The organism is Streptomyces sp. NPDC051907, assembly GCF_040681075.1.
Classification (GTDB): domain Bacteria; phylum Actinomycetota; class Actinomycetes; order Streptomycetales; family Streptomycetaceae; genus Streptomyces.
Window position 1 is genome coordinate 39,803 of record NZ_JBFAYB010000015.1, and the last position, 10,731, is coordinate 50,533.

10 protein-coding genes and 3 pseudogenes are annotated in these 10,731 nt (G+C 71.8%); 4 read left to right on the forward strand and 9 right to left on the reverse strand.

The genetic code is table 11. The features are described from left to right. Positions 1-125 precede the first annotated feature (125 nt). Genes AB0M39_RS11820 through AB0M39_RS11830 form a run of 3 tightly spaced genes read right to left on the reverse strand, consistent with a single transcriptional unit; the run spans position 126 to position 3,854 of the window. Complete coding sequence (locus AB0M39_RS11820; protein ID WP_365362869.1) at positions 126-809, reverse strand: response regulator transcription factor; 684 nt, start codon at positions 807-809, stop codon at positions 126-128. Positions 810-831: 22 nt separating this feature from the next. Beyond that, positions 832-2,667, reverse strand: coding sequence for a murein biosynthesis integral membrane protein MurJ (murJ, locus tag AB0M39_RS11825; protein ID WP_365362872.1), 1,836 nt, complete (start codon positions 2,665-2,667; stop codon positions 832-834). After that, on the reverse strand, positions 2,664-3,854 hold the full coding sequence (locus tag AB0M39_RS11830) for a peptidoglycan bridge formation glycyltransferase FemA/FemB family protein (protein ID WP_365362874.1): 1,191 nt from the start codon (positions 3,852-3,854) through the stop codon (positions 2,664-2,666). Before AB0M39_RS11830 ends, murJ begins: the two co-directional genes overlap by 4 nt. Positions 3,855-4,057: 203 nt before the next feature. Here AB0M39_RS11830 and AB0M39_RS11835 point away from each other — a divergent pair, with 203 nt between their 5' ends. After that, a complete protein-coding gene (locus tag AB0M39_RS11835) occupies positions 4,058-5,269 on the forward strand; it encodes an Ig-like domain-containing protein (protein ID WP_365362877.1) in 1,212 nt (403 codons plus the stop codon). A gap of 106 nt (positions 5,270-5,375) precedes the next feature. Here AB0M39_RS11835 and AB0M39_RS11840 read toward each other — a convergent pair whose 3' ends face one another. Next, positions 5,376-5,663, reverse strand: a complete 288-nt coding sequence (locus AB0M39_RS11840) for a hypothetical protein (RefSeq protein ID WP_365362879.1) — start codon at positions 5,661-5,663, stop codon at positions 5,376-5,378. Positions 5,664-5,831: 168 nt separating this feature from the next. After that, positions 5,832-6,089 carry a hypothetical protein gene (locus AB0M39_RS11845; protein ID WP_365362882.1) on the reverse strand — a complete coding sequence of 86 codons (258 nt, stop codon included), beginning with the start codon at positions 6,087-6,089 and terminating at the stop codon, positions 5,832-5,834. A gap of 384 nt (positions 6,090-6,473) precedes the next feature. On the opposite strand from AB0M39_RS11845, the gene AB0M39_RS11850 reads away from it, so the two are divergent. Both AB0M39_RS11850 and AB0M39_RS11855 read left to right on the forward strand, forming a co-directional pair. Next, on the forward strand, positions 6,474-6,827 hold the full coding sequence (locus AB0M39_RS11850; RefSeq protein WP_365362885.1) for a winged helix-turn-helix transcriptional regulator: 354 nt from the start codon (positions 6,474-6,476) through the stop codon (positions 6,825-6,827). A 31-nt stretch (positions 6,828-6,858) separates the two neighbouring features. Continuing rightward, positions 6,859-7,077 (forward strand): three-helix bundle dimerization domain-containing protein, encoded by a 219-nt coding sequence (locus AB0M39_RS11855; RefSeq protein ID WP_365362888.1) that lies wholly within the window; start codon positions 6,859-6,861, stop codon positions 7,075-7,077. Between the two features lie 274 nt (positions 7,078-7,351). On the opposite strand, the gene AB0M39_RS11860 is transcribed toward AB0M39_RS11855, so the two are convergent. Next, positions 7,352-7,690, reverse strand: a complete 339-nt coding sequence (locus AB0M39_RS11860; RefSeq protein ID WP_365362891.1) for an STAS domain-containing protein — start codon at positions 7,688-7,690, stop codon at positions 7,352-7,354. A gap of 220 nt (positions 7,691-7,910) precedes the next feature. Here AB0M39_RS11860 and AB0M39_RS11865 point away from each other — a divergent pair, with 220 nt between their 5' ends. Continuing rightward, a complete protein-coding gene (locus AB0M39_RS11865; RefSeq protein WP_365362894.1) occupies positions 7,911-8,693 on the forward strand; it encodes an aminotransferase class IV in 783 nt (260 codons plus the stop codon). A 145-nt stretch (positions 8,694-8,838) separates the two neighbouring features. Here AB0M39_RS11865 and AB0M39_RS11870 read toward each other — a convergent pair. From AB0M39_RS11870 to AB0M39_RS11880, 3 pseudogenes are all read right to left on the reverse strand, one after another. Beyond that, positions 8,839-8,955: pseudogene (locus AB0M39_RS11870) on the reverse strand (GDP-mannose 4,6-dehydratase); the annotation flags it as partial. A 137-nt stretch (positions 8,956-9,092) separates the two neighbouring features. Next, positions 9,093-10,046: pseudogene (locus tag AB0M39_RS11875) on the reverse strand (class I SAM-dependent methyltransferase); the annotation flags it as partial. 325 nt (positions 10,047-10,371) lie between these two features. Further along, positions 10,372-10,710: pseudogene (locus AB0M39_RS11880) on the reverse strand (NAD-binding protein); the annotation flags it as partial. Positions 10,711-10,731 lie beyond the last annotated feature (21 nt).

Below are 10,731 nucleotides of genomic sequence, written 5' to 3' on the forward strand. Positions count from 1 at the left end.
CCCGTCCGCAGCACCGGGCCCGGCCGCCATGAGGTCGCCGGCGCCCGGCTCGGCGCCCCCGCTCCCGCCCCTGGCGCGGCGCAGCCTGCCGAGGCCGGACGGGCGCGACCCGCCTGACCCGCCGGTCACAGCGGCCCGAAGCGGTAGCCGAAGCCGCGCAGGGTCTGGATGTAGCGGGGAGAGGCAGCCTCGTCCTCGATCTTGTTGCGCAGTCGTCTCACGCACGCGTCGACCAGTCGCGCGTCCGCGTGGTAGCTGTGCTCCCAGACGTGCTCCAGCAGCTGCTGCCTGCTGAACACCTGCTCAGGCGCCGCACAGAGATGCAGGAGCAGTTTGAGCTCGGACGGCGCGAGCGCGAGCCGCTGCCCGGACTTGGTGACGGTCAGCCCGGGCCGGTCGATGGCGAGTTCACCGTGGATCTCCACGGCCGGGCGGCCCTGGCCCGAGTCCTCGATGCGGCGCAGCACCGCTCGGATCCGGGCCTCGATCACCTCGGTGCGGGCGGGCTTGACGATGTAGTCGTCGGCGCCCGCCTCCAGCCCCACGACCACGTCGAAGTCGTCCCCGCGCGCGGTGAGCACGATGATCGGAAGCTGGCTGGTCTCGCGCACCCGCCGGCAGATCTGGACGCCGTTCATCCCGGGCAGCATCAGATCCAGCAGCAGCAGATCGGGGCGGAAGTCGCTCAGCACGGCGAGCCCGGCCTCGCCGGTGGCGGCCGACCGTACCTCGTGGCCACGGCGCCGCAGTCCGAGCTCGACCCCTTCGCGTACGGACGGGTCGTCCTCGATGAGGAGCAATCGGGGCATCAGCTGTCTCCCAGGGTGCTGGTCAGCGCCGGGCCACTCGGCGGCGTACGCCGGCGAGCAGGGCGTCGAGTTCGGTGAGCCGCAGCGGGCGGGCCAGCAGCGCGAAGACGAGCACGATGCCGGCGGCTCCGGCAGCGGCGGACGCCAGGGCTCCCGCCGGTGCGGCGCCGCGGGCGGCCAGCTGGCCCAGTACGGCGGCGGGCGCCGCGGCGAGCAGCAGCCGTGCGTGGGCGCCGGCGGCGGACGACCGCAGCGGCCTGGAGACGGCGAGCCGGCGGCTCAGCACCCAGCCCGTCACCGCCCAGCCCGCGAACAGCGCCAGGGAGTAGGCGGCGGCCATTCCCGTCACGGCCCAGCGGGCCGGCAGCAGTTGGAAGGCGAGCAGGGACAGGCCCGCGTTGAGGCTGACGATCACCAGGTTGAGCAGGAAGGGGGTGCGGGTGTCGGAGAGCGCGTAGAAGGTGCGGGACAGGACGTACTGGCCGGACATGGCGACGAGCCCGGGTGCGAAGGCCATCAGGATCCCGGCCATCGCCGCGGTGTCGCCGTCGCTGGTCCTGCCGTACCCGAAGACCAGGTCCATCACCGGCTGGGCGAGGGCGAAGAGCATGCACGCGGCGGGGATCACGGCCGCCGCCGCGTTACGCAGTGCGGAGGAGACGTCGGCGCGCACGGCCGCGGTGTCCGAGTCGGCGGCGGCCGCGCTCATCCTCGGCACCAGCGCCGTCACCAGGGAGACCGTGATGATCCCGTGCGGGACTACCCATAGTACGTAGGCATTGTTGTACGCGCTGAATCCGGGGCCGCCGTCGAGTCCGGCGGTCGTGGCCAGCCGGGTCGTGACCCAGTAGGCGGCCTGGTTGGCGAGGACCAGCAGCACCAGCCAGCCGGCCGAGCGCAGCGGCCTGGCCAACCCGCTGCCCCGCCAGTCGAAGCGCGGCCGCCAGCGGAATCGGGCGGCGCGCAGGGCGGGGACGAGGGCGAGCGCCTGGACGGCGATGCCGGCGGTCGTGCCCCAGCCGAGCAGCGCGGTCTCGGCTGCGGTGAGCGTGCCTCCGTCGCCCAGGGCCAGGGCGAGGTAGAGGCCGAAGACGGTGATGACGACGACGTTGTTGAGCACCGGGGCCCACATCATCGCGCCGAACCGGCCGCGTGCGTTGAGCACCTGCCCGAGCAGGGTGAACAGCCCGAGGAAGAAGATCTGCGGCAGGCAGTAGCGGGCGAACGCGACGGCCATGGCGGCCTGCTCGCCGGTGTAGTCGGTGTACGCGTCGACGATCGCGGGCGCCGCCCACACCGCGGTGGCCGTGATGGCCAGCAGGGCGACGACGCAGACGGTGAGCAGTCGGTCGGTGTACGCGGCGCCGCCGTCGTCGTGCTCCTTGGCGGCTCTGACCAGCTCGGGCACGAACACGGCGTTCAGCGCACCGCCGAGGAGCAGCATGTAGACGATGGTGGGGAGGGAGTTGCCCACCGCGTAGTTGTCGGCGATCGGCCCGATGGTGCCGATCGCCGCGGCGACGACGGCGGAGCGGGCGAATCCGGTGGCGCGGGACACCATGGACCCGGCGGCCATGACGGCGCTGCTGCGCAGAGCGGATGACGGCTTCGCCGCGTGACCGGGCTCGTGATCGGCTGTGGCGTCATCGGCAGCGGTGGTGGCGGCGGGCCGGTCGTCGTCCGCCGCGCCCGGGTACGGACTCCCCGTGCCGCCGACTTGGCTCACACCTGCGGAGCTTTCGTACGGAACCTGCCGCGGCACTGCGGCGCCCGCACTGGTGCCCGCCGCGCCCACGTCGCCGTCCGTGCGCACCTGCCAGCCGCCGCTCCCCGTGCCCGGGCTCGCCGGCGGCGTCATCGGCGGGCCAGGTACGCCTGGAAGGCGCGGTACAGCGTGTGGTTGGCGGTGCCGCCCAAGGATCTCTCCCATTCCCCCAGCGTCTCGACGACCTGTCCGCCGGTGCCGAGCTTCCATCGCAGCAGCCCGTACGCACGTTCGTCAGGGTCGAGTGTGGAGGGTACCCCGCGCATGTCGTAGACGTCGGCGCCGAGTGCGTGGGCGTCGAGCAGCATCCGCCACTGCAGGGCGTTGGAAGGCCGGACCTCACGGCGGTGGTCGGCGGAGGCGCCCGTCTGGTACCAGGTCCGGCGGCCCACCGCGATCATGGTGTGGGCGGCCAGGATCTCGCCGCCGTGGCGGGCGAGATACAGCTTCATCCGGCCGGGCTGCTCGGCGTTGAGGGCCGCGTACTGACGCTCGTAGTAGGCGAGCGAGCGGCCGAGCCGGAAGCCGTCGCGCTCCTCGGTGAGCCGCAGCAGCCGGTAGAACTCGGGGAGTTCGGCAGCGCTGCCCACCTCCACCTCCACGCCCTCCTTCTGGGCGCGGCGGACGTTGCGCCGCCACTCCTGGTTGAGCCCCGACCACAGGTCCTCGCTGGTGCGCCCGGCGAGCGGCACCTGGAAGACATGGCGCGGCTGGGCGTCCCCGTCGTTGCCGTCACCGCCGCAGCGGCGCCAGCCGCGGTCGCGCAGCCGTTCGGCGACCGCGGCGCCCAGCGGGTCGACCTCGCTGGCGAGGACGTCGCCGAGGCGTCTGCCGGGCCCGGTGAGCGACTTGAGCAGAGAGGCGTCCCAGCGGCGGTACGCGGGCGAGGGGCCGATGCGTACGGCGAAGGCGCCGGTGCTCCGCAGATGGTCCAGCAGCGGGTCGAGCCAGTCGTCGACGTCCGGGCCCGCCCAGTCGGCGACGGGGCCTTCGGGAAGGTAGGCGAAGTACTTGCGGGTGCCGGGGAACTGGCGCAGCAGGACCAGCGCGACACCGGTCAGCCGACCGGCGTCCGGGTCTGGTCCCCAGCCGAGCAGTTGGGACCGCCAGCCTTCTTTGACGTCCGCCCAGGACGGGCACTGGAGGAATCCGGGGCCGAGGGCCGTGCCGGTGGGGGACGCGAGGAACGCACGGTAGGCCTCGGCGGTGACGGGCCCCAGGCGGATGGCGCGGTTCCGCTCTTTGTGGCCGCGGCCGGGTGGCACGAGCAGAGCTGACACGGTGTGAGTCCCCTTTCCTCCCCCGCTCTGTCGCGGGGACGCCGAGAAGGCTCACAGCCGCCCATGACCGTCCCACGCGGCGAATGTGACCGGACCATGACCGTTCCGCACCAACCGCCGTCACGTTCCCTTCACGGCGCTCACCTGGGATTTTCCGGTTCTAGAGTCGCGGGCAGCTCCCCTTCACCCCACCCCGCTCCGCCATGGAGGTCCAGTTGCACCGCATACGTGTACGCGCCCGAGCCTGGGGACTGACGGCCGCCGCGGCCCTGCTGGCGTCGCTCGCCGCCTGCTCGTCCGGCACCACTGCCGCACCGGAGGACGCCAAGGGCTCCAAGGGCGCGGACGACCGGCCCGTCGTCGTCTCCGTCACCCCGAAAGGGCGGCAGGCAGTGGCGGGCACGCCGGTCACGGTCACCGCTGCGGGCGGCAGCCTGACCTCGGTGACGGTCACCGACGCCAAGGGCGGCAAACTGGCCGGCAGGGTCTCGGCGGACGGCAGGACATGGACCTCGGACCGCAAGGCGGCGCCCGACACCACCTACCAGGTCACGGCGGCGACCCGGACCGAGGGCGGCGCCCCCGGCACGACGAGGGCCTCCCTCTCCACCGCGGCGGCGCACAAGGTCAACAAGGTCGACTGGCGGCCGGGAGCCGGCGCCACCGTCGGCATCGCCCAGCCGATCTCGCTCGTCTTCGACAACCCCGTCAAGAACCGCGCCGACGTCGAGAAACAGCTCAAGATCACCACCTCGAACGACACCGAGGGCTCCTGGGGCTGGATGCGCGACTGGTCCGGGAAGGACCGGGTGGACTGGCGGCCCAGGACGTACTGGAAGCCCGGCACCCGCGTCACCCTCGACGCCCAGCTGAACGGCACCGACTCGGGGACGGACGGCGGCTGGTTCGTACGCGACTACACGACCACCTTCGCCGTCGGCGCACAGCAGATCGTCAAGGTCGACCTCGACAGCCATCAGCTCACGCTAATGCGCGACGGCAAGACGGTCCGGCAGATCCCGGTCTCCGGCGGCACACCCGGCGGCGACAAGCGCTCCTGGCGCGGCACCGCGGTGCTCATGAGCAAGGAGGGCACGATCAACATGAACTCCGAGACCGTCGGCCTCGGCGACGCCTACGACAAGATGGTCGACTACTCGATGCGGCTGACCTGGTCGGGCATGTACGCGCACGCCGCGCCCTGGAACGCCCGCTACTTCGGCAACGCCAACCGCAGTTCGGGCTGCATCGGGATGAGCGAGGAGGACGCGGCCTGGTTCTACGGACAAGTGCGCCCCGGCGACCCGTTCGAGATCGACGGCAAGGACACCAAGGGCACGGTCGCACCGGAGAACGGCTTCGGCGAGTGGAACCTGTCGTGGGCCGAGTGGCAGAAGAAGAGCGCGCTGCGCTGAACGCACCGGACAGATCCGCTCGCTGGAGCCGCGGCCGACTGGCCGGCCCCTAGCGGCAGAGGTCTGCGCGTCTCCCGCCACCACCGCAGCCCACCGGCCGGCGGCGTCAGACGCGTTCCAACTCGTTCGCCTCCTTCGCGACCGCCGCCCGGGCGCGACAGCGGCCCAGCACGGTGCTTCCCACGATCACCAGGCCGATGGCGACGACCTTGGCAGCCTGGTAGTAGCCGGTCGCCACGTTCTCCGGGACCCCGGGCAACCGCAGGAAGACCCACCCTGCCGCGAGCCCCCCGAAGACGACCAGTCCGACAGCCCCCCACGTCCCGAGGTCCGCCCACCAGGGCCCCGGGCCCCAACCCCGCTTGTCGGTCTGCTCAACGTCCTTGTCGGTCACGTTCTGTTCTCCAGTGCGGTGCGGCGGTGGTCGCGAGGGAAGACGCGAGCCCGGAGCGGAAGGTTCACCGGGCTGAGCGTTCTCTGCTCGGCGTCGACGTCGCAGGCGTTGTCGACATCAGCCGGGCGTCCATCGCGCCGATGCGGGCCGCGGCACCGGCCAGCCGTGTCAGGTGTCTTGGGACTGCGACTCGAACGTGAAGTAGATGCTCAGACAGTGGGGCTCGTCCTCGTCGTGGCAGAAATCCCACGACACGTCCACCACGCGGATTCTGTGCTCCCGTACCCACTCATGCGCTTTCTCGAAGGCTCCTGCGGCAGTTGTGGCGGGGAACAGCTTCCTGGCCATGGGATGCACCCCGGTCTCGGCGTCCGAGTCGTCGAAGTCCTCTGGAACATCCAGGCAGAGGTTGGGGTCCAACACCATGGAGTACGTCCTTCCCAGTCGGTTCACCGGTACGAGTGGCCAGAGGCTGGCCCTGTGAGCACGCGGCCAGTAAGACCGCCGCACACCCAGGAAGGGTTGCCTCTGCCGACCGTGCGGCCAGGTGACGCGGTCGGTCCCCTGGCCGCCCTGATCGCCACCGCCTTCCGGACGGGCCGCCCCTGCAGACCGACGGCGCTCGCTCTTTCGAAGCCGCGCACACCGATGGGAAACGTGACAGCCATGCTGCCTGCCTCCGTTGCTATGCGCGCGCGTGACTCGCTTCCATCAAGCCACGACGTGTTCGCTCTCTTGTGGGTACTCAGAAACCGTAGGAGAGTGGCCGCTGACATGGAAGAACGCACTTTTCGGTGACTGGGGAACCTGATGGCGACCAAGGACTTCAGGGGCTCGCCCGAGGAAGCGGACCGCAGGCGCGCGGACTCTCTGGCGCGGGAGGTCTTCTCGGACATCGCCGATAGGCGGGCCGTCCTGATCAGCGACGCTCTGCCCCAGAACCTGCGCATGGTGGAGCGCAACGGCCCCTTCGAACGGTCGGCGCACCCCGTCGTGCCGCCACGAGTCGAGTACACCCTCGGCGAGCCGGGCCGGGCCATGCGGGTGACAGTCGACGGACTCCGATGGGAAGGTGCAGCAGGTTCCAGCCGGTGGGCACTGCCGATCGCCGCTCAGAGCGGCGGAAGATCGACTTCCCGGCTGGAGGCCGCGCCGCGAGACTGAGGCAAGGCGATCCCAAGGAGGGCTCAGGCGCATGACGGCGGAGTCAGACGATGCCCTTGCCATCCGCCAGGTCGCCGAGCGGCTGATGAAGGCGCACCCTCAGCTGGACGCCGCCCTTGTGGAGAGCTCAGTAAAGACGGCCTACGAAGAGCTCAGATACGCACGTGTGCGCACCTACCTGCCAGTCCTGATGGAACGCAGAGCCAAAGACCTGCTGCCCTGCGACGAGCAGACGGAACGCTATACATGAGCCTTGACGCATGCCCTGGGGTCAGCCGTGAGGGACTCGCGACACACTGCGAGGCGGGCTAGGCCGGGGCACGTCCGGCCCCTGCGAGCAGGCTTGGGCACCAGGCCCTCGGGGTCGACCCGGCGAGCGTCGTACCCGGCGCAGAACCGGCGGCAGTTCACTGGCCAGGATCCACCCAGTCAGCGGATGTACGAGGCTCGTATCGACGGCATGTCTGCGTCCCGCGGGCTGCGCCTGCCGTGCGATCTCCCGTCCCTCGACTTCCTGACGGCCGTCAGCGCTCCTCGATGACCGCGACCGCGTCGAGCCCGGCGTGCCGCAGCGTGCGCTGCACGGACCGGCGAGCCGCGAGGATGGTGACCTTCGCATTCGGCAGCAGAGTCGCGGCCCGCAGCAGCGCGTAGGCGCACGCGAGGTCGATCCGGGTGACCGCGTTCATGTCCACGGTCCACTCGGCTGCCCCGCTGAGCGGCGCAGCGCCGAGCTGCTCCTCCAGCGCCCGCAGTGCGCCGACGTCGATGTCCCCGACCAGCGTCACCTCGGCACGGCGGCCGTCGGCCGTTGCGACCGTGACGGCCGGACGGGGCGATGAGGGCTGGTTCTCGGTCGTCACGACGGCCTCCCGACGAGCTGGGCGTCCTTCCATCGTCGCCCAGCCGAGCCGAAGCCGCTCCGCGTCGCACGGTTCCGGCCCGGACGCGCGCGTCGGCGCCACCGCCCGGACGTGACTTCCACATGGTGCGCCGAGTGGACGCGCCGCGAGAGCTGGGGAAAGCCCTGGAAGGCACCGACCCGGGGGCGCGGTGGGGGTGGGGGCGGGGAGACTTCTGCCCATGGCCACTGTCAATGGAGAACCAGCCTCCGTCGCGCAGCTGACGGTCCTCGCCCTCACCAACTATGGGCATTTCACGACGATGCGGCTGGAGGGCGGGGCGGTCCGCGGGCTGTCTCTGCATCTCGCCCGGCTCGTCCGGGACTGCGCCGACGTCTTCGGGGCGGAGCTCGATCCAGAACGTGTCCGCGCCTGGGTGCGGCAGGAGACCGCCGGGCGGCCCGGGCCGCTGACCGTGCGCGTCACCGTTTTCGACCCCGCACTGGACATCGCCTGCCCGGGCGAGCGGGCCGACCCGCACGTCCTGGTGACCACCCGCCCGGCGGGTGTCCTGCCCGCGCCTGCGCTGCGGGTGGCGGCGCTCCCCTACGTCCGGGACGCCGCCGCGGTGAAGCACACCGCTCTGTTCGGCCAGCTCCGGATGCGGCGCGAGGCGCGGCGGACCGGTTTCGACGACGTCCTGTTCACCGGGCCCGACGGCCTGGTCTCGGAGGGGTGCACCTGGAACGCGGGCTTCGTGGACTGGGACGGGCGGGTGGTGTGGCCGGAGGCGGACGTGCTGCCCGGGGTGACCATGCACCTGCTGCGCTCGGCCCACCGCGGGTCCACCGTCCGCCCGGTCCACATCGACGAACTGCCCGCCATGCACGCCGCCTTCGCCACCAGCGCGGGGATCGGAGTGCGCGCGGTACAGGCCGTCGACGGCGCGCGGTTCCCCACCGACGACCCGGTCCTCGCGGCGCTTCGGGAGGCGTACGCGGCGCTGCCTGCGGAACGCCTGTGACGGTCCCTACGACTTTCCCTAACGGGTTCGTCCCTAGGGTCGGAGCCGGCCACGGCCCAGGCGGTCGTACGGCTCGTGGCGGAAGGCGAACAGGGAAAGGGCGTGGGGGACATGGCTCCGCTCGGCGAGGCCGGTGCGCCGGGACTGGGTTCGCCTGCCCGCGAACCAGCCCCCATACCTCGTACCACAGCGAGATCAGGTGTTCTGCCAGGTACGACCCGTCCTGTCCGGTGACTCCGGTGATCAACGCGCGCTTGGACATCTTTTCCCTCTCACGGCCTCGGGCTCTCCTCGGAGGGCCAGCGAACCAGCACCTGAGCTAAGGAATTTGCGAGAATCCACCCGCCCCACCACAGGACCCGGGAGCCCTGCCCCCACCCCGGCGCCCACCCCTGAGGCTCAGACAGCCCCGAGGCGCCACAGAGAGGTCTTCTCGCCCGCGCGGGCTCGGTGCAAAGGGTCCGAGGGGTCCGTCGCACGCGGGTGCCGCGGCTTGGTGACCGTGCGGGACAGCACGCGCAGGCCCGCGGCCGCGATCGCGTCGTCGAGTTCCGTCCGGCCGCGCAGTCCGAGCCGTTCGGCCAGGTCGGAGAGGACCAGCCAGCCTTCGCCGCCCGGCTCCAAGTGGTGCGGGAGACCGGCGAGGAAGCGGTGCAGCATACGGCTGTCGGGGTCGTAGACCGCCCGGTCGAGCGGTGTGCGGGGACGGCCCGGGAGCCAGGGCGGGTTGCAGACGATCAGGTGGGCACGGCCCGCCGGGAAGAGGTCCGCGTGCCGTACGGCGATCCTGTCCGCCAGCCCGAGCCGGGCGACGTTGTCGCGGGCGCAGTGCACGGCGCGCACGTCCTGGTCGGTGGCGACGATGGTGCGCATGCCGCCGCGGGCGAGGACGGCGGACAGGACGCCCGTGCCTGTGCCGATGTCGAAGGCCGTCGCCCCCGCGGGAAGTTCGGCCTCGGCCACCAGGTCGACGTACTCGCCTCGGACGGGTGAGAAGACCCCGTAGTGCGGGTGGATGCGGTCGCCGCCGAGCGCCGGGACGTCCACGCCCTTCCGGTGCCATTCATGCGCGCCGATCACACCGAGCAGTTCCCGCAGCGAGCCGACTCCCGGACCCGCGCACGGGCCGTGGGCATGAAGGCACGCCTCCTGGACACGGGGCGCGCGGCGCAGCGAGACCGTCCACTCCCCGTCGTACGGAATGAGCAGCATGCCCAGCAGCCGGGCGCGGCGCTCCTGTTCGCGACGGTACAGGCGGTATGCCTCGGCCGGGGTCTGCGCCAGGGCCGGTTTCCTGCGCTCGGCGCGACGGCCAAGGGCGGCCAGGAGCCGACGCGCGGACGGATAGTCGCCGGACTAGCGTGTCGGGCAGCAGCTGGGTGCCGTCCTCGCCGGGGGTCTCCGGACTGTCCTCGCTCGCCGGGTCGTCCTGGTGTGCTCCGGAGAGCACGGCAAGGGTGGCGAGATCGGTGGGCTGTCCCGGTGTTCCGGCGGGGCGTACGACGCCTCGGAAGACCTTCCCCTCGACCTGGAGGGTGTGGCCCTGTCCGACGGCGGCGGCCGAGACCAGCTCGGGGACGGCGGTGTCCGTGTCGGACAGGACAGTGGTCGAGGCGTCCAGGGATGTGTCGTCCGCCTGCTCCCTGACCTCGGCGGCACGGTCGAGGAGTCGCTCCAGATGGCGCCCGCGCTCGCGGTTGTACATGCGGATCACCAGGCGTATGGACGGGTTGATGCTGCGGGCCAGCAGCGCCGCCGTCATGTTCGACTGGTCGTCGCCGTAGGTGAGCGCGAGAGCCGCGGCGCGCTCCACGCCGGCGGCCCGCAGGGTCTGCTCGTCCGGCCGGGTCGCGACGAGGAGTTCGACCGGCGAGCGGGGGTCGCGGTGCAGGGCGGCGATCTCCGCCCCGTACTCGTCCCGCCGCGAGGGCAGAACGACGGTCACCGCCTCGCCGCATACCGCGTCGAGCTCGATGGCGAGCCGGTGTGCGAGCCCGTCGTCCCCGCAGATCACCATGTGCTGAGAGCGCTGTCCAAT

Excerpts from the sequence above, each read along its gene's own strand:
- AB0M39_RS11820 (WP_365362869.1), bottom strand. The coding sequence starts at position 809 with ATGCCCCGATTGCTCCTCATCGAGGACGACCCGTCCGTACGCGAAGGG.
- murJ (WP_365362872.1), bottom strand. The coding sequence starts at position 2,667 with ATGACGCCGCCGGCGAGCCCGGGCACGGGGAGCGGCGGCTGGCAGGTG.
- AB0M39_RS11835 (WP_365362877.1), top strand. The coding sequence starts at position 4,058 with ATGGAGGTCCAGTTGCACCGCATACGTGTACGCGCCCGAGCCTGGGGA.
- AB0M39_RS11845 (WP_365362882.1), bottom strand. The coding sequence starts at position 6,089 with ATGGTGTTGGACCCCAACCTCTGCCTGGATGTTCCAGAGGACTTCGAC.
- AB0M39_RS11850 (WP_365362885.1), top strand. The coding sequence starts at position 6,474 with ATGGCGACCAAGGACTTCAGGGGCTCGCCCGAGGAAGCGGACCGCAGG.
- AB0M39_RS11855 (WP_365362888.1), top strand. The coding sequence starts at position 6,859 with ATGACGGCGGAGTCAGACGATGCCCTTGCCATCCGCCAGGTCGCCGAG.
- AB0M39_RS11865 (WP_365362894.1), top strand. The coding sequence starts at position 7,911 with ATGGCCACTGTCAATGGAGAACCAGCCTCCGTCGCGCAGCTGACGGTC.